Annotated in this window: 25 protein-coding genes; 8 read left to right on the top strand and 17 right to left on the bottom strand. The window is 34.6% G+C overall.

Annotation, left to right across the window (positions count from 1 at the left end; translation table 11 throughout):
* Positions 1–2: 2 nt before the first annotated feature.
* A complete protein-coding gene (locus DJ93_RS15225; protein ID WP_002174720.1) occupies positions 3–185 on the bottom strand; it encodes an SE1561 family protein in 183 nt (60 codons plus the stop codon).
* A 213-nt stretch (positions 186–398) separates the two neighbouring features.
* On the opposite strand from DJ93_RS15225, the gene yfkAB reads away from it, so the two are divergent.
* Complete coding sequence (gene yfkAB, locus DJ93_RS15220) at positions 399–1,526, top strand: radical SAM/CxCxxxxC motif protein YfkAB (protein ID WP_042981701.1); 1,128 nt, start codon at positions 399–401, stop codon at positions 1,524–1,526.
* Between the two features lie 38 nt (positions 1,527–1,564).
* On the opposite strand, the gene DJ93_RS15215 is transcribed toward yfkAB, so the two are convergent.
* On the bottom strand, positions 1,565–2,362 hold the full coding sequence (locus DJ93_RS15215) for a YfkD famly protein (RefSeq protein ID WP_042981700.1): 798 nt from the start codon (positions 2,360–2,362) through the stop codon (positions 1,565–1,567).
* Positions 2,363–2,443: 81 nt separating this feature from the next.
* The gene (cax, locus tag DJ93_RS15210; protein ID WP_042981698.1) at positions 2,444–3,499 is read right to left on the bottom strand and encodes a calcium/proton exchanger; all 1,056 of its coding nucleotides are present in this window, start codon (positions 3,497–3,499) and stop codon (positions 2,444–2,446) included.
* 179 nt (positions 3,500–3,678) lie between these two features.
* Between cax and DJ93_RS15205 the strand changes: the two genes are divergently transcribed.
* The 3 genes from DJ93_RS15205 (at position 3,679) to DJ93_RS15195 (ending at position 4,953) form a co-directional block, all read left to right on the top strand.
* Positions 3,679–4,095 carry a pyridoxamine 5'-phosphate oxidase family protein gene (locus DJ93_RS15205; protein WP_042981696.1) on the top strand — a complete coding sequence of 139 codons (417 nt, stop codon included), beginning with the start codon at positions 3,679–3,681 and terminating at the stop codon, positions 4,093–4,095.
* A gap of 153 nt (positions 4,096–4,248) precedes the next feature.
* Positions 4,249–4,395 (top strand): BH0509 family protein, encoded by a 147-nt coding sequence (locus tag DJ93_RS15200; protein ID WP_000817786.1) that lies wholly within the window; start codon positions 4,249–4,251, stop codon positions 4,393–4,395.
* A 129-nt stretch (positions 4,396–4,524) separates the two neighbouring features.
* Positions 4,525–4,953: an EamA family transporter gene (locus DJ93_RS15195; RefSeq protein ID WP_042981695.1), complete on the top strand. Its 429-nt coding sequence runs from the start codon at positions 4,525–4,527 to the stop codon at positions 4,951–4,953.
* Between the two features lie 13 nt (positions 4,954–4,966).
* Here DJ93_RS15195 and DJ93_RS15190 read toward each other — a convergent pair whose 3' ends face one another.
* Positions 4,967–5,560 (bottom strand): DedA family protein, encoded by a 594-nt coding sequence (locus DJ93_RS15190; protein WP_042981694.1) that lies wholly within the window; start codon positions 5,558–5,560, stop codon positions 4,967–4,969.
* Between the two features lie 360 nt (positions 5,561–5,920).
* On the opposite strand from DJ93_RS15190, the gene DJ93_RS15185 reads away from it, so the two are divergent.
* The gene (locus tag DJ93_RS15185) at positions 5,921–8,707 is read left to right on the top strand and encodes a tetratricopeptide repeat protein (protein ID WP_042981692.1); all 2,787 of its coding nucleotides are present in this window, start codon (positions 5,921–5,923) and stop codon (positions 8,705–8,707) included.
* Between the two features lie 49 nt (positions 8,708–8,756).
* Here DJ93_RS15185 and lepB read toward each other — a convergent pair whose 3' ends face one another.
* The 3 genes from lepB to DJ93_RS15170 form a co-directional block, all read right to left on the bottom strand.
* Positions 8,757–9,290: a signal peptidase I gene (gene lepB, locus DJ93_RS15180; RefSeq protein ID WP_042981691.1), complete on the bottom strand. Its 534-nt coding sequence runs from the start codon at positions 9,288–9,290 to the stop codon at positions 8,757–8,759.
* Positions 9,291–9,394: 104 nt separating this feature from the next.
* Complete coding sequence (locus DJ93_RS15175) at positions 9,395–10,075, bottom strand: lysoplasmalogenase (protein ID WP_042981690.1); 681 nt, start codon at positions 10,073–10,075, stop codon at positions 9,395–9,397.
* Positions 10,076–10,218: 143 nt separating this feature from the next.
* The gene (locus DJ93_RS15170; RefSeq protein ID WP_042981689.1) at positions 10,219–11,169 is read right to left on the bottom strand and encodes a DMT family transporter; all 951 of its coding nucleotides are present in this window, start codon (positions 11,167–11,169) and stop codon (positions 10,219–10,221) included.
* 270 nt (positions 11,170–11,439) lie between these two features.
* Between DJ93_RS15170 and DJ93_RS15165 the strand changes: the two genes are divergently transcribed.
* Positions 11,440–13,365: a heavy metal translocating P-type ATPase gene (locus DJ93_RS15165; protein ID WP_042981688.1), complete on the top strand. Its 1,926-nt coding sequence runs from the start codon at positions 11,440–11,442 to the stop codon at positions 13,363–13,365.
* A gap of 183 nt (positions 13,366–13,548) precedes the next feature.
* On the opposite strand, the gene DJ93_RS15160 is transcribed toward DJ93_RS15165, so the two are convergent.
* Genes DJ93_RS15160 through DJ93_RS15150 form a run of 3 tightly spaced genes read right to left on the bottom strand, consistent with a single transcriptional unit; the run spans position 13,549 to position 15,458 of the window.
* Positions 13,549–14,418, bottom strand: a complete 870-nt coding sequence (locus DJ93_RS15160) for a YihY/virulence factor BrkB family protein (RefSeq protein WP_042981687.1) — start codon at positions 14,416–14,418, stop codon at positions 13,549–13,551.
* 6 nt (positions 14,419–14,424) lie between these two features.
* The gene (locus tag DJ93_RS15155; protein WP_042981686.1) at positions 14,425–14,940 is read right to left on the bottom strand and encodes a DUF4075 domain-containing protein; all 516 of its coding nucleotides are present in this window, start codon (positions 14,938–14,940) and stop codon (positions 14,425–14,427) included.
* 53 nt (positions 14,941–14,993) lie between these two features.
* Positions 14,994–15,458 (bottom strand): low molecular weight protein-tyrosine-phosphatase, encoded by a 465-nt coding sequence (locus tag DJ93_RS15150; protein ID WP_042981684.1) that lies wholly within the window; start codon positions 15,456–15,458, stop codon positions 14,994–14,996.
* A gap of 173 nt (positions 15,459–15,631) precedes the next feature.
* Between DJ93_RS15150 and DJ93_RS15145 the strand changes: the two genes are divergently transcribed.
* Both DJ93_RS15145 and DJ93_RS15140 read left to right on the top strand, forming a co-directional pair.
* On the top strand, positions 15,632–15,856 hold the full coding sequence (locus tag DJ93_RS15145; RefSeq protein WP_042981683.1) for a DUF1128 domain-containing protein: 225 nt from the start codon (positions 15,632–15,634) through the stop codon (positions 15,854–15,856).
* A gap of 188 nt (positions 15,857–16,044) precedes the next feature.
* The gene (locus DJ93_RS15140; RefSeq protein WP_042981681.1) at positions 16,045–18,711 is read left to right on the top strand and encodes a cation-translocating P-type ATPase; all 2,667 of its coding nucleotides are present in this window, start codon (positions 16,045–16,047) and stop codon (positions 18,709–18,711) included.
* A gap of 34 nt (positions 18,712–18,745) precedes the next feature.
* Here the strand turns inward: DJ93_RS15140 and DJ93_RS15135 are convergent, their stop codons facing one another.
* The 7 genes from DJ93_RS15135 to DJ93_RS15105 all read right to left on the bottom strand — a co-directional run bounded on the left by DJ93_RS15135 (position 18,746) and on the right by DJ93_RS15105 (position 25,320).
* Positions 18,746–19,828, bottom strand: coding sequence for a toxic anion resistance protein (locus DJ93_RS15135; protein WP_042981680.1), 1,083 nt, complete (start codon positions 19,826–19,828; stop codon positions 18,746–18,748).
* A gap of 18 nt (positions 19,829–19,846) precedes the next feature.
* Entirely contained in the window at positions 19,847–21,478 is a 1,632-nt protein-coding gene (locus tag DJ93_RS15130) for a YceG family protein (protein ID WP_042981679.1), read from the bottom strand.
* Between the two features lie 109 nt (positions 21,479–21,587).
* Positions 21,588–22,379 carry a TerC family protein gene (locus DJ93_RS15125; RefSeq protein WP_042981677.1) on the bottom strand — a complete coding sequence of 264 codons (792 nt, stop codon included), beginning with the start codon at positions 22,377–22,379 and terminating at the stop codon, positions 21,588–21,590.
* Positions 22,380–22,451: 72 nt separating this feature from the next.
* A complete protein-coding gene (locus tag DJ93_RS15120; RefSeq protein WP_042981676.1) occupies positions 22,452–23,030 on the bottom strand; it encodes a TerD family protein in 579 nt (192 codons plus the stop codon).
* A 79-nt stretch (positions 23,031–23,109) separates the two neighbouring features.
* Positions 23,110–23,694 (bottom strand): TerD family protein, encoded by a 585-nt coding sequence (locus DJ93_RS15115; RefSeq protein WP_042981675.1) that lies wholly within the window; start codon positions 23,692–23,694, stop codon positions 23,110–23,112.
* 23 nt (positions 23,695–23,717) lie between these two features.
* Complete coding sequence (locus tag DJ93_RS15110; protein ID WP_042981674.1) at positions 23,718–24,314, bottom strand: TerD family protein; 597 nt, start codon at positions 24,312–24,314, stop codon at positions 23,718–23,720.
* A gap of 127 nt (positions 24,315–24,441) precedes the next feature.
* Entirely contained in the window at positions 24,442–25,320 is an 879-nt protein-coding gene (locus DJ93_RS15105) for an ROK family protein (protein ID WP_042981671.1), read from the bottom strand.
* Between the last annotated feature and the right edge of the window lie 43 nt (positions 25,321–25,363).

Below are 25,363 nucleotides of genomic sequence, written 5' to 3'. Positions count from 1 at the left end.
TATTATTCGTCTTTTTTAAATTGCTCACATTTTAGTTCTAATTCGTCTAACATTGCAAGTAGACGATCTACATCTTCTAATTCTACTTCTTCAGGTTCAATTGTATCAATTACTTCAATGAACATATTTAAACGTTCTTTCAAATATACTAATTGTGAATCTTTATCTTGAATTGCTTTTCCCACGAAGGCACTCTCCTTTTTATTCGAGTTGCTTTTATTATACAGCAAAAACAATTGCTATGGGCATGAAATTTCATCAATTTTGTCAAAGGAATTCATTATAATGTAAGCACTATCTCTTTTTTCACAAAAAAGTTTCACTTTATAAAAAGCACATATTCTTCTATTATAGAAAATGGACAAATTGTTATTTCAATAGTCAAAGGAGTATTTCATATGATTACATCACAAACAATGAAGCCGATTACTCCTTCTTACGATCCATGGGAAGCGTATATGGACCTTGAAGAGTACGGCAAATTATTATTAACAAACGTTGAGTTTACAACGACGACGTTATGCAATATGCGTTGCGAGCATTGCGCTGTTGGTTACACATTACAGCCGAAAGATCCAAATCCGCTTCCGATAGAGCTTTTATTAAAACGATTAGATGAGATTCCTCATTTACGTTCTCTAAGTATTACAGGCGGAGAACCTATGCTTTCAAAAAAGTCCGTCGATAATTATGTAACACCACTCTTAAAATACGCCCATGAACGAGGCGTTCGCACTCAAATCAACTCAAACTTAACTATAGATTTAGCACGCTACGAACAAATTATTCACTACTTAGACGTATTGCATATTTCACATAACTGGGGAACAATTGACGACTTCGTTGAAGGCGGATTTGCAATGATGGAGCGTAAACCTACTTATGAGCAACGTGCAAAATTATTTGAACGAATGATTACAAATAGTAAAGCACTATCAGATGCAGGCGTTCTCGTATCAGCCGAGACAATGTTAAACAAACGAACTTTACCACATATTGAACACATTCATCGTCAAATCGTTGAAGAGATGGGTTGTAAACGTCATGAAGTACATCCGATGTATCCGAGTGACTTCGCTAGCAACCTTGAAATTTTAACGAAAGATGAAATCCGAAATGCAATTGAACATTTATTAAATATTCGCGATGAAAATGTATGGATGTTATTTGGAACATTACCTTTCTATGCATGTAGTGATGATGAACGTGATTTACACACATTAAACAAATTGCATGAAAGTAAAAATGTAACTGTTCGTAATGATCCAGACGGACGCTCCCGTTTAAATGTGAATATTTTTGACGGAAATATTATCGTGACAGATTTTGGTGATGTCCCGCTTCTAGGTAATGTACAAACAAATACACTACAAGAAGCGTATGACAAATGGTGTGTCTCAAAAACAGCAAAATCATTAAGTTGTCATTGTCCTGCTGTGAAATGTCTTGGACCAAATGTTCTCGTAAAAAATAGCTACTATCCAACAGAAGATTTCTTATCAAAAAAATCAAATATTATATTATAAATAAAAACGTCAGCTTACAGGCTGACGTTTTTTTAATTTCATTGTGAATGCGATGAAGAAATAAATTTAAAAAATAAATGATCATGAATTGGAATAGCTGCTCCAATTCCTTGAGAGGTAATATTTTTTACGACAAGCCTTTTTTGATTTCCTTTTAACACAAGGTAGACTTCTCCAAATGTTACTTTTCCTTTTTCATTTACCGCAGGTGTGTAAGCGTATAAATATCCGAGCTGACTTGGACTAATATTATAAACGCGCTCATGTCCAGTACCATAACCAATTGTCGTTTTAAATGAAAGTGGCAATTGTACTTTTTCAAGCGCTTTTAAAAGCATCATTTTTTTCACATCTGTAGCATTTTTCATATCCGCTGTTAAATCGCCTTCAATTGTTTTCTGAGTTTCTTGCTTGTAACGAAGTGGATATAATCGATCCCCTCCGCGATTATCGTATACATTTCGATTTACTTGCTTGTATTCCCAATTAATTGATGTATCCGTCGATTCATAATTTAATGCCCATTGCCCTAAATAAATTTTCGCCCGGTACCCTACAGCAAGCGGTGCATTCGAAATTGTCGTTTCATTAAACATCCGAATTAAATCCGGGTTTTCAATTTTGATATTTGCTGTTTTCAATAGTTCTTGGGCAAACTTACTTGGCTGTAAACGTGGTAAATCTTGTGCATCATTTGGAAATGTATTATCTTTTGAAATATTTAAAACAGATGAAGGCACTTTTACTTCTACTGTTGTCTTTGCAAAACTACTGTTAGGAAATAATAAAATAAACGAGACCATAGTTGAAAGACATATGCTGTATACTCGTTTCACCTGTCTGGCTCCTTCCTACATAAAGGTATATAAATTACTGTATTTATTGTTTTCTCTCATACGCATTGTTATCCCTATTTTTCATAATAAATAAAAACCAATTCCCATAATGACATACGCCGCTAATAAAGTTCCTCCTTCAAACCAGTTTGTATCCCCATCATTTGAAATTGCAATCGTTAAAAAAACCGCTGTAATCATAGAAACAAGTTCTGGTATTGTGAATACTAGTGGCATCTTTACTGCGAAAAACATAGAAAGAAGTACTAGTACAGGAGCAACAAACATGGCAATTTGTAATGTAGAACCTACTGCGATTTCAACAGCAATATTTACCTTGTTTTTATATGCCATAATAATCGCAGATGCATGTTCTGCCGCATTACCAACAATCGCAACGATAATAACCCCTATAAATAACTCTGACCAGCCAAATGACTTTGCGACCGTTTCAAATGTATGCACAAGTGCTTCTGAAACGTAAGCTACCGCAATTGTTGCAATCGCTAAAATGAGCAATGCTTTTCCTTTTGACCATTCAGGCTCTTCATCGTGCACTTCTTCATCACTTTTATGTTGGTATACACCGCGGTGTGTCACCAACTTAAACAGTAATGCAGCAAGATACATAATAATCATAATAATAGAAACACCAATACTTAATTGATACGTCTTTCCAACATCCATCTTCATTGAAAAAATCTCCGGAATAACAAAGGCAACGACAACAGCAAATATTAATAAAGCTGAATTGTGTCTCGCATCATACACGTTAAAGCTTTGCCTTTTATATTTAAGTCCTCCAACAAAGAACGATAAACCACCTACTAATAACAAATTTCCAAGTACAGAACCTGTTAAAGAAGCTAACACAACTTCAATTAATCCTGCCTGAAGTGCAAATATTGAAATGATAAGTTCAACTGCATTACCAAAAGTAGCATTTAATAAACCACCTATCCGAGGCCCAGAAACAATTGCTAAGCTTTCCGTCGCCCTCCCCATAAAACCTGCTAATGCAATAATGGTAATACAATATACAGCAAACATAATGGTTTGTGGCCAATGAAGCGTTTTCCCGAGTACAGAAAGTGGTACACCTGTAAGTGCCAGTATGAGAAAAATTTTATTAAACATGCTTTCCATCCTTCCATCGTATGTATTTCTCCTCAATATTATTATTATTCTTCTCCTAACTTGTCCGATTTCATCACAATTACGTTTAAAAAAGACAATTGAAGAAAACAGTATGAAAGATATTTAAATTATCTTGTTCAGACGAAAAGAATTACAAATTGTGAAAAGAGGTTAAAAGCATGCACTTAAAAGAAAAAATTGCAACGATTATTCAAGGTCAACGAACTGGCGTATTAGCTACTGTACGTGACAATAAACCACATAGTGCTTTTATGATGTTTTTTCATGAGGATTTTGTACTATATGTTGCAACAGATCGAAATTCAAAAAAGATAAAAGATATCGAAAAGAATTCAAATGTACATGTACTACTTGGACGAGAAGGCAAGAAATTAGATGAAGATTATATTGAAGTTGAAGGTACAGCTTCCATTGAAGAAGATCAAACGTTAAAAAATAAATTTTGGACTAATAGTTTAAAACGCTGGTTACTTGGCGCTGAAGATCCTAATTATGTCCTAATTAAAATCAATCCCAACACAATTTATTACATCGATAGTGCTGGTGCGACCGAGCCCGAGTTTTTACGACTATAAAATGAAAACAAGCCTCTTTAAGAGGCTTGTTTTGTCGAAAAGTTCTACTCAAAAAAATTTAAAAATAGGTGGAACTTTCTAAAGATTCTGTTATATAATAGGAGTAACTTAAATAAACTGTATTAAAACAGATTGAGAGGAGAAATAAAATTGATGAAGAGAGAAGAACGGAAAAACATGATTGAATTTATTGAAAAGAAAAAGGGGATCGAACGTGATGAGTTATTATTTATGACAGATGATGAAGTAGAACACATTTATAATGTAACGTACTTTCTATATGAAGAAATAGCAGAATAGTATACAAAAATCCCACCTTATACAAAGTTATAAGGTGGGATTTTTGTATTTTATAGTTATTCTCTCCTTTCCTGCTTATACATGAGAATGATTTTCATATATAATAATGTAAGATTGGAGGAATTTCACATGAGTTCATGGCTATTATTCGCACTATTATCAGCAATTGCTGCTGCACTCGTATCTATTTTCGGAAAGATTGGTTTAGATGGAATCGATGCCAACGTTGCAACAACTATCCGATCTATTATTATGGCATTATTTATGGTAGGAGTTATTATTATACAAGGTAAATTTCAAAATATCGGCGATGTCCTCCTAAATAAAAAAGCACTGCTATTTATCACATTAAGTGGAATTGCAGGTGCTTCGTCATGGCTATTTTATTTTCTTGCCCTAAAAACAGGAAAGGTCTCACAAGTAGCCCCTATCGATAAATTAAGTGTAGTACTTTCTATCCTTCTCGCGATGATTATATTAGGTGAAAAGTTAAACTTTATGACAGGTATTGGTGTAGTCTTTATTACAGCTGGTGTACTATTTATTGCTTTCAGTTAAAAAACCGCTCATATTAGCGGTTTTTTTTCCTTTTTATATAGAACCATACAATACAAGTCACAACTGCTGAAATAATTAAAATCCATACCCCATAATGATGTAAGCTATATTCAACAAAGCGCCATTTCTCCCCTAATTTCCAGCCAAGGCCGATAAAGACACTAATCCAAATAAGTGCACCACTATAAGCATATAAACAAAATCGCCAAACTGTTAAATTGGACATCCCTGCGAAGTACGCTGTTAAATGACGCACTCCTGGTATGAAATATCCGACTACTAATAAGACGGGTCCATATTTTTCAAATAAAACATGCGTTTTCTCTATATGTTCTTCTTTAATTCTAATTTTCGGACCATATTTTTTTAAAACAGGAAATCCAAGTTTTAAACCGAGTAAATAACTTAATGTAATTCCAAGCATCGCCCCTGACATTCCACTTAAAAAAGCAGCTGTCCCAGACATAACACCTTTCGAAATATTATATCCAACAAACGTTAGTAAGAATTCATCTGGTATTGGTAATCCAACAACTCCGCCCGCCAGCGCTATAATAATTCCGAAATACCCATAATGTGCGATTAACTCCCCAACATGTTGTTCCATTCGGACGACACATCCTATGCACGATTGTTATTCCATATTGTACCCGTTCTATCTTTAAGGCAAACATAGTATACATATTCACTATACATCGTTTTTAAAATGAACTCTACTTCTATCCATCCCTTCTCTTTACATATACTATATTTCATAAGAAGGATTACAAAAATAAAAATTCATAAGCTTATTTTTTTTGTTACAATAAGAGAAAGTTACTTTTCGCAACGTTTTAACTCTCATGAAAAATGATATAACTAGCAAAGAACATATTTTGGTCTATATAATGCAACTTCTATTCATTAGAGTGATATGCACCCTTTTACATAAAAAATCATTTTTCTAAATTATACAGGGGGAAAACACATGACCATGGAAAAACAATTTATACAAAAGGTTTACTATAAAACATTTTTAACGGAGCAAACTTCCACTCCAGTAACAGAAGTACTTGGGGAAGCATATATAAATGAATCAAAAAATGAATTCTCCAATATATCTAACATTCGCTTTGCACAAGGCGAGGTTTACTTTCAAAACAAAGACTTTGAATCAGCCATATTTAAATGGGAAAAGGTAAATAATGATCTTGCGCTTTGGGCGCAAAAAAATATAGCAGATTCTTATTTTGAATTAGGGTTTCTTCCAAAAGCGGAGGAAATTTATAAATCTATCCAAACAGAAGATATAACTCTTACGATGGAAGTATCATTACAACTCCTTTCTCTTTATATTGATCAACAACGATTAGGTCTAGCCTTTAAAACAATTAACGAAGCAGTTTCATTTCAACCAGACTATCCAAATATTACTGCTATTGCTCGCTCTTTCTATGAAAAACAAGAGGATTGGAACAATGCTATTGAACTTGCGGTTCAAGAAGGGATTCGAACAAAATCATTACATTGGTTCGATACTTTAATCAATTATATAAACAGAGGGTTTACTAAAAAAATAAAACCTGAATATTTTTATGAATCTTTAAAAGCTTTATATACAATTGATCAAGTACAATTTAAAGAACTTGTTTCTTCACTTTGGAACAGCTATCAAAACGAAACATCTCATCTAGCTTGGATTCAAACACTTAATCACTTATTCTTACATATCGAAGTAGATGCAGCTGACGATTGGAACGAAATTTCTACACGCTATCAAGATACTTATTTCGAACTAATTACTGGCGAACATTTAATGCATGAATTACACGGACTTGTTCCAGACTTATTAACAAATTGGTTTAGCTTAACAAAAGCGGAAGATTCTTTACTTGTTTCTGCCGCAGTATTAGCTTGGCATGAAGTATCACCAACTAGTCTAGAATCATTACTTGTAAAAAGTGCTGGAGCATTACTTACTAACTCAGCAATATACGCAGACCTCGATATAGCCACTATATCAGCCCTTTTTGAAACAATTGCTGTATGGGCTGAAAAAAACGACGTAGACTTAGGACACCAGTTTACATTACTCGTGCGTGAACTATATGATTTAACTGTTACACAGCTTCTCGTAGCAGGAACTAGCGATCATGATAAATCTACATTTATCAACTCTATACTAGGAGAGAATATACTAAATAACTCGCTAACAACTCCTATTGTATTTAAAGATAACGCTCAAACTGAAATAACAGAGTTTACAGAGTTAGATATACGAAATGTTCCAAACTTTAATGAATTGCATCATATAATGGATGCATCTTCACAGACAGAACTTGAAAAAAGATGTATTGAAATTAAATTGCCAAGTAGATTTTTAAGAAAAAATAAATTTGCGTTTCTTGTTACACCTGCTTTTCATGGCCAAATTGACCCGAGCAGTTCAAACTTTGAATACTTACAGGCAGCAGATAGCCTAGTATATGTAATAAATTCAACTTCACCGTTACACGATGAAGAACTTGATACATTATTATACATTCGGGAACAAGTACCAAATTTACAAATTCAATTCGTCTTACACACGATTGATACAAACGCTAATGAAGAAATGATCAATAATATTAAAAATAAAATACTTGTACATTTTCCAAATACACGAATATTCCCTTACTCTCCTTTACAAGAGAGCAGTCATCAGCTAGGTGATGTAACAGAATCTATTATTTCTAATCTCACTCAGCGAAACATAGAAAAGGAACGCATTGAAAAATTATTATGGTTCATTCAAAAGACGATTACATACCTCCTAAACGAACGTGTAGAATTAGAAAATACGTTAGTAAAATCAATTCGCTGGAACAAACATATTTTAGTGAAACTAAATGGCTTTATTAACAATCTTACTGCTATTGAAAAAGATAAAATTCGTTCCATTACAGAGTCTTATCGTCTAACAAAAGAAGAAATTACACAGGATATACATGCTCAAATTCCTGAATTATTACAGAGTTGCTCCGACCTTGTTCAAGAAGATAGTGACTTTAAATTAGTTCATGAAGAATTAAATATGGCAATGAACGAAAGAATTCAAAAACATGTCCAACACGTGCTATTACCTAAATTTACTCAATCTATTCAAGAATGGATTGAAACTGCACATAATGAGTTCATTCAAGGTCAGGCTTATTTAGATGAAATGAGCGATACCTTTAATAAGCTATATGAAGAAGAGCGTATGAAACTACCTTGTGACTTCAAATTGCTTGATGATTGGCGCAGAGATGTCGCAAGAATGACAAATAGAATTACGGTAAATAACATAAATATTTTACTACGTTTTACACCAACACAATTTTTCTTAAAAAGTGCTGGAAAGCTATTCGGTAATATGCAAAAAAATCAATCTATACTCTATAACAAATATAAACAATATATTGAATCGGAAGATTATACAGATGTTGCTACAACCATTTCAAAACAATTCTTCCTTCAATTTGAATTATTTGAAAGTGCATTAGAACGTGATATCATGATGTTCTTTAAGGATCCTCTTAGCATATTAAAACAAAACGTTGAAGCATCTCATCTTGAAATACAAGAAGATGAACAAACATTAACAAAGCTAAGAACAAATCCAGAGACTTATCATGATCCGTTAACATTATTTAAGTTACAGTTATTACAACACAAATTCATGTTAGACACCGAGATAAAAAATAGTGGAACTTCTTCTACAAAAAAAGAAAATAATGAAGCACCGACCATTTAAAACAAGAAAAACCAAGCAACTCTCAATAATTGCTTGGTTTTTCTTATTTCTAATTTACAACTTTCATATGCTCAAATGGATAATAAATCGCTGCTAACGTTCCTAACACTTCTGCTTTATCAATAAGACCTAAACCGTTCCGACTATCCTTGCTCACTAGACGATTATCACCCATAACAAAAATTTTATTTTTAGGAATCGTGATTGGGCCAAAATCTTCTGTTAAATTAATAAGAAGTTGCTTAGCCTGCTTTTTATTGTTGTTTAAGTAAGACTCGCTTTTCACTTCATGATTTACATATAGCTCATCGTTTTTCATCTCAATTATATCTCCTGGTAATCCAATGATTCTCTTCACATAAAAATTATCAGTCTTCACGACGATAATATCTTCTCTCTTATAGCTTTCAAATCTCTTGGATAATTTATTAATGATAACTTTATCACCATCTTGTAATGTTGGCCTCATCGATGCACCTTTTACAGTCGTAGGGAAAAACACGAAAATTTTCGCCAAAAAAACTAATAAGCATGCAATCGCAAATATTTCAAACAATTCACGCAAACGACTTTTCTTTTTCATTAATAACCCCTTTCTATTTCATCCCTGATTATAAATTCCGTATTTTCTGCCAATTAATTATATCATTTATCTAAAAAAAGAACTGCTCCTAAAAGCAGTTCACATTATATTCCAACATATACAATACACATCTGTGCAGCAACATAGGTGAACCAGATCCAGAGCGGCTCATATTTCATTTTACGCCCCCCAATATCCGTAACACCAATAATGAAATCAGAAATCACAAATAATAAACCACCAAGTGCTGGCAGCCACCATACTCCTTGGTTCTCATAATATAAGGCAAAGGAAAAACAGGCCATTCCTCCGACCCATAAACCATAAATGAGTGCTCCTATAGTAAAGAGTTTGTCTTGCTTTTCATTTCGAATAAAAAAGAACCATCCTACAATTAGGAATAAACCATATGCAATTAGCCCAATCAAAAAACCACGCCACGAAATGCCTGTTTGCAAAAATGCTTTCACATAAAAACAATGAGCAATGGCAAAAGCAACCATTCCTCCGATTAATCGATGGCCAAATGGTATCAAGCCTGCCATAAATAAATCTCCTAATGTCGATAAAGTCATCCCTAGCGCAACCCAGCTACTATACTCTATCGATGGATCTTGTAACCATATCCAAATCGCACTACCTGTTAAAGAAAAACTAAGAATAAGACGAATTGCTAGCGGTAACGGTAAATTACCTCGTGTTTGTTTCGTTTGTCCCATTGCATAGATTGCACCTGCAATAAAGATAATAATTTGTCCAATTAACACAATATAAATTCCATTCATAACATGTTCTCCTCAAAGAATGAATATATAACTAAAACAACCTTTACTGTATCTTTTTTCGTTACATATGGTCTGTTCTCCTTTTTCTATCTAAAAAAAAGAAGAACAATACCGTCCTTCCTTTTTAACAAGTTTGTCAGCCTCTATGCTGCTTGCTTTTCTTGCTCAGTTTTTTGTTTAGCCCGGGTACGATTTACTACAATAATCCCAGCTGCTACACATGCTAAACCAAATAAAACAAAGGAATGAATCGCTTCTCCTAAAATCATACTTGATAATAGTACACCAAACACTGGTATAAAGAACATATACATCGATACTTTTCCTACTTTGTTATATTTCATAATTGTATTCCATATACAAAATCCAGCTGCTGATAAGAAGGATAGATAAAAGAGCATGAGCATCGAATTCGCATTAAATGCAAATGGCATCACTCCAACTTGGAATGCGCCAATACATAATAACCCGACCGATCCAAAAATCATTTGATATGCTGTCATATAACCGATATCTAATGTTTTACTGCCCTCTTTCGCTAATATGTTTCCATATGAATACATCATTGCTGCAATAAGAAGTAATAAACTACCGATTCCAAAATGGAACGACAAACTTCCATTACTCGGTACATTCACTAAAATTACACCACAAAAACCGATAGATATCCCAATTATTTTCCTCACATTTAAAGCATCGTCTTTATATAAAAAGTGTGCGATTAAAATTTGAAAGAAAGATGATGTCCCTGAAATAATTGCCCCTTCAATCCCTGAGCTATAGCTCATTCCAATATAAAAACATACATATTGAAGGAACGTTTGAAACAAGCCAATTTGTACTAACTGCTTTCCCGTTCCTTTTTTGAACTGTATATCTCTTCCTATCGCTTTAAAAAAGAATAAGAGCATTACACCTGATAAGAAAAAGCGATAACCTGCAAATAATATTTGTTCACCAACTTCATGTGGCTGAATTCCAAGTTCAGCATAACTTAATTTAATAAAAGGAAATGCGCTTCCCCATAAAAATGTCGCTGCTATTGCAGCAATAAATACGCCAATCGGATGGGTAAAAAATTTCTCTGTCTTCACTTGATGTCTTCCTTTCCGACCTTTTTATGAACAATATTCATATATACCAAAGGAAATGAGAAAACACAAGTTTTCAGTTTATACTAGAAACAAAAACATATCATCTAATAAAAACATATGCTATACTATATAATAATTACAACATAATAACTGTTAAAATCAGATTCAACAGAAATGCTGCTATCCTTATGGATGGCAGCTTTCGTCGTTTTATAAGAGTTTCGATTTTGATTCTTCTTCTCAATAAGAATTTGAAAGGGGCGAGTAATAATGAACTCGGAAGCAAAAACATTATCATCAAAACAAAATGTACCTAATTCATCTTGGATTCAAACACTCAAAAAGCACTATGAACTTATATTTGCAATCATATCTGGTATTTTTATTTTAACTGGCTGGTTACTTACAAAAAATGAAGCAATAAATGCGGGAATTGCTTTTTATATCCTTGCTTATGTAATTGGAGGATATGCAAAAGCGAAAGAAGGCATTGAAGACACAATTGAAGAGAAAGAATTAAATGTTGAAATGCTCATGCTCTTTGCAGCTATTGGCGCTGCAATTATTGGTTACTGGGCAGAAGGTGCTATTTTAATCTTTATCTTTGCATTAAGTGGAGCAATGGAGTCTTATACACTAAGCAAAAGCCAAAAAGAAATTTCAGCTCTTCTTGACTTACAACCTGAAGAAGCATTGCGTATTTCTAATGGCGTAGAAGAACGCATTCCAGTCGGACAGTTGCAGATTAACGATATTATTTTAATTAAGCCAGGTGAGCGTGTTCCTGCTGACGGCACAATTCATAGTGGTGAAACAAATATTGATGAAGCAGCTATTACAGGAGAGCCTATTCCAAATGAAAAAAAATTTGGTGATGAGGTATTTGCTGGGACAGTAAATTTACGTGGCGCTATTGAAGTAAAAATCACGAAACATAGCGATCAAACTTTGTTCCAAAAAATTATTCGTCTTGTTCAAAATGCGCAAAGTGAAAAATCACCATCACAGTTATTCATTGAGAAATTTGAAGGAACATATGTAAAAGGTGTACTTCTCGTGGTAGCACTTATGATGTTCGTACCACACTTCTTACTTGATTGGAGCTGGAATGAAACATTTTATCGCGCAATGATCTTGCTTGTAGTTGCATCTCCTTGTGCACTCGTTGCCGCCATTACACCAGCAACTTTATCTGCAATTTCTAACGGGGCAAGAAACGGTATCCTCTTTAAAGGCGGAATCCATTTAGAACGCCTAGCTTCAGTAAAAGCGATTGCCTTTGATAAAACTGGAACATTAACACAAGGAAAACCTACTGTAACAGATGTATACGTTCGAGAAGGCGTAACAGAAAAAGAAGTACTTTCTATTACAGCAACTATTGAAAGTCACTCTACACATCCTTTAGCAGAAGCAATTGTTAAATATGCAAAACATGCTTATGACATTACATTAAAAAAACCAGAAAATGTTGAAGATGTAACTGGTTTTGGACTAAAAGGAACATTAGAAAACAAAGCTTATAAAATTGGTAAAGCAGATTTTATCGGTGAGGAAACAAAAACTTTCCATAATGGTATTTCGGCTATGCTCGAAAAAGAAGGAAAAACTGTCGTCTATATTAGTGATGAAGATGGTATTCTCGGTCTAATCGCTTTAAAAGATACACTTCGCCAAGAAACAATTGCTGCTATTCGCGATTTACAAAGTATAGGTGTGAAAGCAATTATGATAACCGGTGATAATGAAGAAACAGCAAAAGCAATTGCTACTGAAAGTAATATAAAGGAATATTACGCATCGTGCCTACCAGAAACAAAAGTTGCAACGATAAAACAATTAAAAGAAAAATACGGTACAGTTGCAATGGTTGGTGATGGCATTAACGATGCCCCTGCACTTGCTACTGCTAGCATCGGCGTTGCGATGGGTGAAGGTACAGATGTTGCATTAGAAACAGCAGACGTCGTTCTTATGAAAAATGAACTATCCCGACTTTCCCAAGCAATTCGTTTATCAAAACGAATGAATCGCATCGTGAAGCAAAACGTTATCTTTTCCCTGACTATAATTGCGCTGTTAATTTGCTCAAACTTCTTACAATTTTTAGCTCTTCCATTTGGGGTTATCGGCCATGAAGGAAGTACAATTCTCGTGATTCTGAACGGTTTACGATTATTAAAAGGAAACAAATAAACGGGTCCCTGATAAAGGACCCGTTTTTTTAATGATAACTATTATGACCATTCGCACTGCTACTCGTTTTATGCTTTGGATGCGAACTGCTCTTTTGCTTACCGCTATTTTTATTATTGTGGTTCTTTTTATTGTTACTCATGATGAATCCCCTCCTGTTCCTTTTTATTATGGAACAGAAACTTATTTTTCATTACGGGAATTATTGTCACTCGTTCGATAAAAATGAAGCAATCCATTAATTTCTCCACCAAGTAAAATAACCCAAGCCGTCAAATAAAACCATAACATTAAAATAATGATACCACCAAGACCACCATATGTATTGGCGTAATTTGCAAACTTATCTACATAATAAGCAAATGAGTACGATACCACAATCCATCCTACAGTAGCAAATAACGCCCCTGAAACAACCTCTCTTCTCTTTAACTTACGATCAGGTGCAAATGTATATACAAAGCTAAACAAAGCAAATAAAACGAAGAAACTGGCTACTAACCGTGTAATGCTCCACACGAAAGAAAAACTATCTGATAAACCGAGTGCTTTAAATACCGCTGCCCCAATAACTTGTCCAAATACCGGGACAATTAACGCAAAGACAATCATAAAAATCATTGCTAACGTAAACACGATGGATAAAGCTCTTGTTTTAATAAAAGAACGTGTTTCTTTCACATCATAAGCACGATTAAAAGCATTCATAACCGCATTAACACCATTTGAAGCAAACCATAACATCGATAATAAACCAAATGATAATAATCCACCATTTTGTTCATTTACAACTTTATCTACATTTACCTCAATTAAATTCATCGCATCTTCTGGTACATACGGTTCCAATAAATTGAGCACATTCTCTGTTTGAAGATCAATAAATCCAAGAAGCGTAATTAAGAAAACAAGCCCAGGAAAAATTGCAAGCAAGAAGAAATAAGCGAGCTGTGCTGCCAAGCCCGCTACATCGTCTCGCATCGTTCGGTCATATAAATCTTTTCCAAACGAATACACGCGATTTCCCCTTGCTTTCTCTAGAAATTTTTTCATATTTCTTTAAACGCTTTTCTTCTCTTCTGTATCTTGCTTTAACTCAATGTATGCTTCCGTTTTTTTTTCTTCCACATTTGAGTCTTTCATAAATAATTCACGCGCTTCTTTCATACCACCATCTTCAGCTACTACTGGCTCGTCTTCCGCTTTTAGCTCCTGTGCTTTTGGAGACACAGCTTGAATTTCAATCGTTTCTGGCTTCTTGTCTGGTTCTACTTTTTTCTTACTAAAAATTTCTTTTGTTTCTTTTAACGTCTCTACAACAGAAGGAGTCAGTTTTTTAATTTCCGCTACTTTCGCTTTCACTACATTGAAATCAGCAAGTTCGCGCCCTTTATCTGTAACAGTTTGTACTTTTTCTTTTATCTTTGCATTTTCACCAATTTCAATCATTTTTGATTTTGCTTTTTCTGCTGTATTTTTTACTTTTTCACGGTTTTCTTTCTTTAACATGGAAACAGCTACACCTGCAGCTACACCAAGCGCAATGTTTCGAGCAATATTATTTTTCTTTGCCATATTCCTTCACCCTTTCATTTCTTATGTTAGAAAGTATTTCTTTCTAAGCTTCCTCATATTCCTTGTTCATTTCGAATGAAAGCTAATAACTTTACACACCCTTCTGTTACAAGGTCATACACTTCTTGGAAGTTCCCTGTAAAGTAAGGGTCAGGAACGTCTGTCCAGCCACCGTCTGGAACAAAGTCGGACAGCCTACCAATATAGCCTCCAGTTTTACCTAAACTTTTTAAATCTGCTATATTCTTGTTGTCCATGGCAATAATATAATCAAACTTTGTTAAGTCTTCTTTTTCTACTTGACGTGCTTTAATTCCTTCAAAGGAGACTTCATTTTCTTTTAAAATTTTTTGTGTTCCTTTATGTGGTGGATGGCCAATATGCCAATCTCCAGTTCCTGCAGAATCAATAACCATTTTCTCTTCCAATCCTTCTTTTACGACAAGATCGCCGAAAATCGCTTCTGCCATTGGAGAACGGCAAATGTTCCCAAGACAAACAAACAATACTTGAACCATATTTTTGTTTCTTCCCTTCTTGGTGCATTTCTTATATATACATATAGTATAAACAATCAATTATTAATTATAAAGGAAATCCCTACTAATTTAATAGGATTGAAAAGTTTCATTACCGAAAATGATAAAAAATGTTAAGATAGCCTTATGTTATTTTAAAGGGGGACACTTCGGTGGATTTATCCGTAAAATCAGAGGAAAATGTTGAATATATGGTAGAAGCTATTAAAGAAAAATTACGTATGGTTAACGCTGGAGCAATGAGAGCTACTAACTTTAACCAAGAAATGTACGAAGACTTACGCGACATTTATGATCACGTTATGAAACGAGAAACATTCAGCATTAGTGAAATGCAAGCTATTACAGAAGAATTAGGTACATTAATTAAAAAATAACAAAGAGCCTCCTAGATGGGGCTCTTTTCAATTTCAACAAATTTATGACAACGCTTCTCTTTTCTTCCAGATATCTTAAAATACTGTACAATAAAAGTAGAACCTCTTAGATTATTTCTCCATACATACTACTCGTAAAGAATTGCCACACTACCATTGCTAACTGTTTTTACTGGGGGTGCTTACTTATGAGCAATTGGTACAGTAAGACAAAAGATCAAATATTAATCGATCTAGGAACAAATGAACAGCACGGTTTAACAGATGAAATCGTAAATGAACGTTTAAAGCAATATGGCCGAAATGAATTAGCTACAAAACAAAAGCGGACTTTATGGCAACGACTATTCGCTCAAATCAATGATGCTCTCGTTTATGTTCTTATAATTGCTGCCCTCATTTCTGCCTTTGTAGGTGAATGGGCTGACGCAAGTATTATCGCGCTCGTCGTCATTTTAAATGCTGTCATTGGTGTAATCCAAGAATCGAAAGCGGAACAAGCTTTAGAAGCATTGAAAAAAATGGCGACACCAAAAGCAATCGTAAAACGAGGCGGTGAACTGAAAGAAATTCCATCTGAACATGTCGTACCAGGTGATATCGTTATGCTTGATGCTGGGCGTTACATTCCATGTGACTTACGACTTATTGAAACAGCAAATTTAAAAATTGAAGAATCTGCTTTAACAGGCGAATCCGTTCCTGTTGATAAGGATGCACTTTACCATCCCTCTATGCAAACTGATGAGCAAGTACCATTAGGCGATCAAAAAAACATGGCCTTTATGTCAACGCTAGTAACATATGGACGCGGCGTCGGTGTTGCTGTTGAAACCGGAATGAAATCACAAATCGGGAAAATTGCAACTCTTTTACATGAAGCTGAGGATGATATGACACCACTTCAAAAAAGCTTAGCGCAAGTAGGAAAATATTTAGGCTTTGTCGCTGTAGCTATTTGTGTCATTATGTTTCTCATCGGTTTTTTACAAGGACGAGATACTTTAGAAATGTTTATGACTGCCATTAGTTTAGCTGTTGCAGCCATTCCAGAAGGTTTACCAGCTATCGTTTCCATCGTTCTTGCTATCGGTGTTCAGCGTATGATTAAACAAAACGTTATCATTCGTAAACTACCAGCTGTTGAAGCTCTTGGCTCCGTTACAATTATTTGTTCAGATAAAACAGGTACATTAACTCAAAATAAAATGACGGTCACGCACTTTTACAGTGACCATGTATACGATAATTTAGACAACTTAAATGTAAATAACGATGCACAGCGCCTATTATTAGAAAATATGGTTTTATGTAATGATGCATCTTATAGTAGCGATTCACAAACTGGTGATCCTACAGAAATTGCACTTCTAATTGCAGGGGGCTCTTTTAACATTCAAAAAGATAATTTGGAAAATAAACATGAACGTGTTAACGAATTACCTTTCGATTCTAATCGTAAAATGATGTCAACAGTACATACATACGATGAAAGCTACTATAGTATGACCAAAGGTGCCATTGATAAACTCTTACCTCGCTGTACCCATATCTTTATAAATAACAAAGTCGAGGTCCTAACAGCATCTGATAAAAATCAAATATTAGAAGCTGCCCAATCGATGTCACAAGAAGCTTTAAGAGTGCTTTCATTCGCATTTAAACAATACAATGCGAACCATGTGGATATAAGTCATCTCGAAGAAAATCTTATATTTATCGGTCTTGTTGGTATGATTGATCCACCACGTCCGGAAGTAAAAGATTCTATTACAGAGTGTAAAAAAGCTGGTATTCGCACGGTCATGATTACTGGCGATCATAAAGACACCGCTTTTGCAATCGCGAAAGAACTTGGTATTGCTGAAAAAGAATCTGAAGTTATGATTGGGACTGAATTAGATAGCATTTCAGATACAGAACTAGCGAATAAAATTAATCATTTACATGTCTTTGCTAGAGTCTCTCCAGAACATAAAGTGAAGATCGTAAAAGCATTACGCGCCAAAGGGAATATCGTTTCCATGACTGGTGACGGTGTAAATGATGCTCCATCTTTAAAGCAAGCAGATATTGGAGTAGCTATGGGAATTACAGGAACAGATGTCGCAAAAGGCGCAGCCGATGTGGTTTTAACAGATGATAACTTCTCATCTATTGTTAAAGCTGTTGAAGAAGGAAGAAACATTTATCGTAATATTAAAAAGTCCATTCTCTTCCTACTTTCTTGTAATTTCGGAGAAATTATAACTCTCTTTTTAGCTATTTTACTCGGCTGGGCAACACCGTTACGTCCTATTCACATTTTGTGGGTAAATTTAATTACCGATACCCTTCCAGCGTTGTCACTTGGGGTCGATCCCGAAGATCCAGATGTGATGAAGGAAAAACCACGCCATGCGAAAGAAAGCTTATTTAGTGGTAGCGTACCTTTTCTTATTTTCAACGGAATCGTTATTGGACTTCTTACTTTAGTAGCCTTTATTGTTGGGGCGAAGTTCTATACAGGAGATACAAACTTATTCCCTCTCTTCCCAGATCAAATTGATGAAGATGCTCTATTACATGCTCAAACGATGGCATTTATCGTGCTTAGCTTTTCTCAACTCGTTCATTCATTTAACTTACGCTCAAGAACGAAATCAATCTTTTCCATTGGGATATTTACAAATAAATATTTAGTCTTCTCACTTCTTATCGGTGTTCTTATGCAAGTTTGTATTATCTCCATCCCTCCTCTTGCAAATATATTTGGTGTACATGCATTAACAATACGAGATTGGGGATTTGTTCTCTTATTAAGCATCATGCCACTTGTCGTGAATGAAATCATAAAGCTATTTAAAAGAAAATAAAAGGCAATGAGGATATTCCTCATTGCCTCTTTATTTATCCTTGTAATTCTTTTTTTATGTTCTCTGTTAATTCTGCCATGCGTTTACGGCTTTCTTCACGCTCACGTTTATTTTGTTCTTCAATTTGTTGTGTTTCTTGCATACCTCTTGAAATAATGTTCCAAGTCTCTTCAAGTGTCTCCATCTTAATACTAGAAGAACCAGATAATCTCGCTACTTCCACACTTTGCGTTGCAATATTTTGTGCATTCTTCTTAAGCAATTCATTCGTACGACGATCAAGCTCAGCCATAGAATCTGCAACTAGTTTTTGACGTTTCGCATTCACAGCTTGAATGATACCATTTTTAAAGATAGGGATTGTTGTAATAAATGCTGTATTAATTTTACCAATTAATTTATTATTACCACGCTGAATCATACGAATTTGTGGTGCTGTTAATAAAGCAACCATACGTGCTTTTTCTAAATCGTCAATGCGCTGCTCTAAAATTTCAACAGAGTTTTTAAGAGATTCTAATTCAATACCTGCTAATTGATCGTTATTACGTATACGCTCTTCGTACATCGGAACTAACTCTGTGTTTAAACGTTCTAACAGCATTTCTCCGGCTACTACATATTTCTCTAGGTCTAAATAATATTTTAAGTTTTGCTCATACAAGCCATCTAATGTACCAATTGATTTTTTCATTTCATCTTGATACTTCGTAATTTCTACGTATACTTTATCCATTTCACGACCCATCGTTTGATATTTACTAAAGATTTGTTCAATCATTTTATCTGCTTTTTTGAACATACGAGAGAAAAAGCCGCTTTTCTCTTCTGCAAAATCTTTACTATCAAATCGGTCCATAATTTTACCAAGTTGTTTTAATAATTCTCCTGAATCTTCTACTTTAGATAAAGACATCGTATGTAGAATTTGATCTGCAAAACGAGAAATTTCCATAGACGGTTCTTTTCCAAGCTCGATTAGTTCCAACTGATCTTTAATATCCACTCCGTTATAAATGCGTTGTACTTCAGCATCTTGTCTAAGCTGTAAGCGAACATCTTGTGCTGTTTGCTCATTCAATTCTATTTTCGAATCTAGTACGACTGGATTATTCATATGTAATTCTCCCTTTCCTTATAAAAATGGGCGAAATAGCCCTTTTATTGTTTGCGATAAATTTTTATAGGGTGATGAACCTTGAAATTCAAAATCAAAATTCACTTCCTCAAGCCAATGTGAATCAAATGCCTCTGCTGCAATATACGGTTCAATGTCATTTCTACCCGTAGGATTAAAGTGAAGCACATCCACTCCAATTTGATTTAAAAACAGTAATAAGACAGCATCAGAACGAGTTAATTCTCCGCTCTTTTCATTATTAAATATAACAATTTTCGGTACTTCTTGTGAATAATCGAATTTCTCAAGCTGTTCTAAAATATGAGGCGGAATTTGGGTGAGTTGCGCAAAAACATATAGTGCTACATCTTGTTTCGTCTCTTTCCCAATTGGTTTACAAAGTTCACTTTCACATGTATGAATGATTGCCTCTGCGATACCATGTTGTAGTCCTTCAGGCAAACGCTTATGTGGCCACCAATGACTATTCACAATTTGATCAGGATGCAACTTTCCAGCACGATCTAATGCATCTCGATAATGATATTGGAAATTCGCTTTTTGCTCTTTTGTAAACGGAAATGTATTAATTAATAAACTGTTATCAAATGATGTGACAGCCTTCAATCGTTGAAAATATTCTTTATCATTTTTTGAAACGCCCGATACTTTTGCAAATAAAGAAGGAATATAAATATGCTTATTTTCAACAAAAAACGTTGGACGTATAAACGCCTTTTCTTTCGTAATTAAAAAGAGTTCGTCGTATGTCGTTTTTAATGTACGTGCTACAGGTGTATACGTGCGGAATTGCCACGGTTTGTATAACAACGAATTATCATGGTGAAGTACTTGTTCAATTTCCTTTGAAGCTTGATATGCAACTGTTGCAACACGTTCCCGGCGCCGATCTGGAAATGGTTCCAATGAAATACGACCTGGATGAGAAACGACAAAAGTCCTTCCTTCGTCATCAACACTTTCAAAACCATCTTTTCCTTCTGGATGATAATATAGAACGTCACATCCGAGCATAATAAGAAAGTATAAGAAATATATACGACTTTCCTGTGCATCACCATACCAAACGATACGTGGCATTTGCTTCTTATAATTAATTGTAGAAAACCACTTTGCTACGTAATTTCCGCTTAATTTAATGATATCAATTAAAAACCGGCGGAATCCTTCTGTTTTTAAAGATTGATTATGTTGTTTCTCATACAATTTTAATACAGAAATAAACGTCGTCTGTATATAGTGCTGTAAATCAAGGTTATCTACTTTTGGTAACAGCTGCTTTCCTGATAAATGAGCGACAAGCCTATTTACAGTAAGTCCATTTGGTGCTTCTTGATGCAACGTGAAAACTTCTTGAATATGACGAAGCTTTTCAGAATCAATCACTTTATTTAAATTTTGCTCATGCAAAACTTCGATTCCTTTCACTTCGCTGTAATCAAATAATTCATTAAAATATTCATCTACGTCGTTTGGAACACCAAGAATACGACTTGCTATATAACTAAATTTCATCCCATTCTCTGTCAGTTCATATTGTGGGCGTTTTTCTAAAATCGTTTCAAATTGTTTTAAATCTGATTCATCTTTTAATGCATGTGGATGAAGTGTAAAACGCGAAAACACAATAGTTCACCTCCAAAACATTTACTTTTTTTCTAAAGTCTCTCTTCTATTATAAACTATTTTAGGTTATAAAAAATGGGCGCTCGCATAACGAGCAAACCCATTTCAATTATTTATTTTCTTCCTTAGTAGCTGCAACTTCTTCTCTGGCTTGTCCAGAATTTTTCATATAATGCAAAATAAATGTTACTCCAAATGCTACCACTAAAATAATAAAGAATAGTGCGTGACTCATTTCAAATCCAATTAGAGACAATAGCATTTTCGCTGCAATAATTAAAATTAAAATATATGCCGTTGTTTCAAGCTCTGGAATACGCTCTAACAATTTTAAGAATACACCAGCGATACCGCGCATCATTAAAATACCAAGCATTCCACCTAATAGTAGAATCCAAACTTCATTTGATACACCAAATGCAGCAAGCACGCTATCTACAGAGAACGCGATATCCATTAATTCAACCATCGCAACCGTTCCCCAAAAGACACCGAACATTCTAAAGAAAATACTATTTTGATTCATACCATGGGCTTCTTCTTCCTCACTGCCACCTTTTCTCTTATCAATAAAGTATTTTACTGATAACCAAGCAAGGTAAAGTGCACCAAGAAGTTTTACCCACCATAACTTAATTAAGAACATTCCGATTCCAATTGCAATAAAGCGGAACACATAAGCTCCAATAAGTCCATAGAATAATGCTTTTTTACGTTTTTCTTCCGGAAGGTGTTTTACCATTACTGCTAATACGAGTGCATTATCAGCAGATAATAAGCCTTCAAGTACAACAAGTGTACCAATTAATCCCCAAGATACTGGATCTTGCAACACTTTAATCCACATGTCCAAATCAAAAAATTGAGCATACGTATCAAGGATTCCTTGCAAAATACTCATCTTACCTTTATCCCCTATCCTTTGCTAGATTTATAGAAAGGTCAAAAAAAGGAAACGAAGTTCGTTTCCTTTCTATGCATCCAAGCCGTACGCTCTTACAAGTGCGCCTAATCCGCCTTGAAATCCACTTCCTACTGCATTAAACTTCCACTGTCCATTATGACGATATAATTCACAAAAAACAACTGCTGTTTCAATGGAGAAATCTTCCCCTAAATCAAAACGAAGAACTTCTTCGTTTGTTTCTTCATTTGCTAAACGAACAAATGCATTCGCAACCTGCCCAAAATTTTGATTACGGCCTTCTGCATCATAAATTGTAACTGTAATAGCAATTTTATGAACATCTGCTGGAACCTTTTTCAAATCTACAACAAGTTGTTCATCATCACCGTCACCTGCACCTGTGCGGTTATCTCCTGTATGTAAAACTGATCCACAAGGAGACTGTAAATTATTATAGAAAATAAAATCAGTTTCCTTCGTACATTTTCCATTTGCATCTAATAAAAAGGCAGATGCATCTAAATCGAAATCAGAACCACCATCATAAGACTTAATATCCCATCCAAGACCAATTACTGCTTTTGTTAAACCTGGACTTGTCTTACCTAAATCAATTTTCTGTCCTTTTTGTAACTGAATAGCCATTTATATTCACCTCTATATCTTGATATTTAAAAATATATCCATTAGTAAAATATATTTTACTAATGGATATATGAATCTATTACTCTACATCTAAACCAAAGTTATTACATAAAGAACCTAGTCCACCTTGGAATCCACTTCCAATTGCATTGAATTTCCATTCACCTGCATGGCGGTATAATTCACCTACTACTACTGCTGTTTCGATAGAGAAATCTTCTCCTAAATCGTAGCGAATTAATTCTGCATTCTTTTCTTCATCTATGATACGTACGAAAGAGTTAGAAACTTGTCCAAAGTTTTGGCTACGGCTTTCGCCCTCATAAATTGTAATCGTGAAACAAATACGCTCGATATGAGATGGGACATTCTTCAAGTCCACTTTAATCGCTTCATCATCGCCGTCACCTGCGCCAGTACGATTATCTCCTAAATGCTCCACAGCGCCATTTGCACCTTTTGGATTGTTATAGAAAACGAAATCTTCTGGTCCTGATACTTTACCGTTTGCTCCTACTAGGAAGATACTAACATCTAAATCAAAATCATTTTGTCCATCATAACGATTTGTATCCCACCCAAGTCCTACAAGAACTGTAGAAAGACCTGGATTTGTTTTTGTTAAATCTACCTTCTGTCCTTTTTTTAACGAAATAGATGCCATATACTATTCCTCCTTAATTTTTCTTATTGATAACGTGTTACAATCTCACTTAAATTCTTATCTTGTGTTCCTTCACCAACTGCCGAAAACTTCCACTCATTTCCGTGACGATACATTTCACCTGCAATTAATGTGGTTTTCCCAACATAATTTTCCGATAAATTATAACGTGCTAATTCTTCACGCGTTTGCGGATTTTGAATACGAATATATGCATTACGAATCATCCCAAAATCTTGACGACGATTTACACAGTCATAAATATTAACAACAAATACTAAACGATTAATACGGCTTGGAACTTTATGTAATTCTACGAAAATTGTTTCGTCGTCGCCATCGCCTTCACCTGTTAAATTATCTCCTGAATGAATAATGCTTCCACAAGCAGATAATTTATTTCCAAAGTAAACGAGATCGTTTTTGTTTAAAAAGCGTTCATTTTCTAACATAACGACAGATGCGTCACAATCTACGCTTGGTTTACTTCCAAATAATGAAGACAGAAATCCACCTGATTGCCCAATTGGATCCCAGCCTAAGCCAACCTGTAATTTTGCTACTCCTGGTTGTCCCTTCGTTAAATCAATCTTTTGTCCTTTTTCTAAAATAATAGGCATAAGCTTCTTCCTTTCTACAAAGTATTCTCCTAATCGGAAAATATTGTATTCTTCCCTTATATTGTAGCATTATTCGTCGACTGAGAAAAAGAATAAATTCTCAATTATATGAAAACACCTATATCATTTATTTATAACGATGTAAGAAGTGGTAAATTGATCCAATCATTCCTGCATGATTCTGATTTTGCGCAAGTTTAATCTCACAATTACTATAAATCTCGTGATTCAAATATTTTCGTACCTCTTCTTTCACTTCTTCTAAGAAGAGATCGCCTCTTTCAGTAATCCCACCACCAATAATAATTGTTTGCGGATTAAAGATATAAGCAAGATTACTAATTCCAATTGCTAAATGTCTAAAAAATATTCGAACGGCGTGTGTAACTTCTTTATCCTTCTGATCATATAATTCAAAAATTGTTTTACCATTCCAATCACCGCTACCTTTATACTTCCGCACAAGATGAATTAATCCTGAAATCGAGGCAACTTCTTCAAATGGCTTCCCTTCAATTAACATATTCCCCCATTCACCGGCACTAAACGAATGACCTCTGTACAGTTCCTTATTAATAACAATAGCTCCCCCTATTCCCGTTCCAAGGGTAAACATAATGAAATTCCTTTCATCCTTTCCAATACCTTGCCACTGCTCTCCAAATGCAGCACAATTGACGTCGTTTTCAATGGATATAGGAACTTTTAATACTGTTTGTAATCTATCAATAATAGGAATACCAGCATAGCGTGGAATATGATCCACGCCGCCAGTTATTATTCCTTTATGAATATCTACAATTCCAGCTGTACTAATGCCGATTCCAGAAACAATATGTTCATTCATTAATTGCTCCGCCAAACTAATAAGCTTTTGAACGATTTGTTCTCCTCCTAAATGAGCTTCTGTTAAGGTCGTTTTCTGATTTAATAATATCCCTAGTTCCGAAACAATCCCATATTTAATCTGCGTACCACCAATATCAAATGCGATATATTTTTTCACACTGTCACTTCCTCTAACATTATGAATTTCATTCTGCTGCATT

Origin of the sequence: Bacillus clarus, from assembly GCF_000746925.1 — a bacterium.
Classification (GTDB): Bacteria; Bacillota; Bacilli; order Bacillales; family Bacillaceae_G; genus Bacillus_A; species Bacillus_A clarus.
This window is presented reverse-complemented; position numbering and strand designations above follow the sequence as displayed.

Bases quoted from the DNA above. Each gene is read 5' to 3' on its own strand.
- DJ93_RS15155 (WP_042981686.1), bottom strand. From the start codon at position 14,940: ATGGCAAAGAAAAATAATATTGCTCGAAACATTGCGCTTGGTGTAGCT.
- DJ93_RS15110 (WP_042981674.1), bottom strand. From the start codon at position 24,314: ATGCCTATTATTTTAGAAAAAGGACAAAAGATTGATTTAACGAAGGGA.
- DJ93_RS15205 (WP_042981696.1), top strand. From the start codon at position 3,679: ATGCACTTAAAAGAAAAAATTGCAACGATTATTCAAGGTCAACGAACT.
- DJ93_RS15150 (WP_042981684.1), bottom strand. From the start codon at position 15,458: ATGGTTCAAGTATTGTTTGTTTGTCTTGGGAACATTTGCCGTTCTCCA.
- DJ93_RS15190 (WP_042981694.1), bottom strand. From the start codon at position 5,560: ATGGAACAACATGTTGGGGAGTTAATCGCACATTATGGGTATTTCGGA.
- DJ93_RS15195 (WP_042981695.1), top strand. From the start codon at position 4,525: ATGAGTTCATGGCTATTATTCGCACTATTATCAGCAATTGCTGCTGCA.
- DJ93_RS15200 (WP_000817786.1), top strand. From the start codon at position 4,249: ATGAAGAGAGAAGAACGGAAAAACATGATTGAATTTATTGAAAAGAAA.
- DJ93_RS15125 (WP_042981677.1), bottom strand. From the start codon at position 22,379: ATGAGTATTTTGCAAGGAATCCTTGATACGTATGCTCAATTTTTTGAT.
- DJ93_RS15185 (WP_042981692.1), top strand. From the start codon at position 5,921: ATGACCATGGAAAAACAATTTATACAAAAGGTTTACTATAAAACATTT.
- yfkAB (WP_042981701.1), top strand. From the start codon at position 399: ATGATTACATCACAAACAATGAAGCCGATTACTCCTTCTTACGATCCA.
- DJ93_RS15120 (WP_042981676.1), bottom strand. From the start codon at position 23,030: ATGGCTATTCAGTTACAAAAAGGACAGAAAATTGATTTAGGTAAGACA.
- cax (WP_042981698.1), bottom strand. From the start codon at position 3,499: ATGTTTAATAAAATTTTTCTCATACTGGCACTTACAGGTGTACCACTT.
- DJ93_RS15160 (WP_042981687.1), bottom strand. From the start codon at position 14,418: ATGAAAAAATTTCTAGAGAAAGCAAGGGGAAATCGCGTGTATTCGTTT.
- DJ93_RS15115 (WP_042981675.1), bottom strand. From the start codon at position 23,694: ATGGCATCTATTTCGTTAAAAAAAGGACAGAAGGTAGATTTAACAAAA.
- DJ93_RS15135 (WP_042981680.1), bottom strand. From the start codon at position 19,828: ATGAATAATCCAGTCGTACTAGATTCGAAAATAGAATTGAATGAGCAA.
- DJ93_RS15175 (WP_042981690.1), bottom strand. From the start codon at position 10,075: ATGAATGGAATTTATATTGTGTTAATTGGACAAATTATTATCTTTATT.
- DJ93_RS15165 (WP_042981688.1), top strand. From the start codon at position 11,440: ATGAACTCGGAAGCAAAAACATTATCATCAAAACAAAATGTACCTAAT.
- lepB (WP_042981691.1), bottom strand. From the start codon at position 9,290: ATGAAAAAGAAAAGTCGTTTGCGTGAATTGTTTGAAATATTTGCGATT.
- DJ93_RS15140 (WP_042981681.1), top strand. From the start codon at position 16,045: ATGAGCAATTGGTACAGTAAGACAAAAGATCAAATATTAATCGATCTA.